1 protein-coding gene is annotated in these 638 nt (G+C 59.9%); it reads right to left on the bottom strand.

What is annotated here, in order from left to right:
* Positions 1–638: enoyl-CoA hydratase-related protein (locus tag F2S13_RS29030; RefSeq protein WP_218584136.1), on the bottom strand; the 638-nt coding region annotated here is incomplete at both ends.

Here is a 638-nt window from a genome sequence, read left to right as displayed (position 1 = left end):
CTCGGCCTGGCGCATTAGCGTTTTCATGGAGCCAAGCGAACCCGCCGGCTTGGCGGCGATGCGTTCGGCCATCCGGCGCGCGTCGGTACGTAGCTGGTCGTTGGCACAGACCTTGTTGGCGATGCCCCACGCAACAGCGGTTTGTGCGTCAAGCGGTTCACCCATGGCAAACATTTCGAAGGCCCTGACGTGGCCCACGCGCAGCGGCAACAGATAGCTCGATGCCGCTTCAGGCACCAAAGCCAGATTGATAAAAGGCGTGATCAGTTCTGCGTCCTGCGCGAGCAGCACGTAGTCGCAATGCAGCAGCATGGTGGTGCCAACGCCAACTGCCTTGCCGTGAACCGCGCCAATGATAGGCACCGTCGCTTTGGCCAGGGCATGCAGAAATCGGTGAACGTGGCTTTCGCTGGGGCCCTTTCCCGACGCGATGGCAGCGAACTCGCCCACATCATTCCCTGCAGTAAACATGTCCCCATCACCTTGTATCAGCACCACGCGGACATTGGCGTCATGCTCCGCGTTCTCGATGGTGTCGGCCAGGGTGCCGTACATCTCATTGGTTAATGCGTTCTTCTTGTCTGGTCGGGCAAGCGTAATGGTCAGAATGCCGTCGGACAGCTCGACGCGTATTGCTG

Origin of the sequence: Pseudomonas akapageensis (genome assembly GCF_011355085.1) — a bacterium.
GTDB lineage: Bacteria > Pseudomonadota > Gammaproteobacteria > Pseudomonadales > Pseudomonadaceae > Aquipseudomonas > Aquipseudomonas akapageensis.
This window is presented reverse-complemented; position numbering and strand designations above follow the sequence as displayed.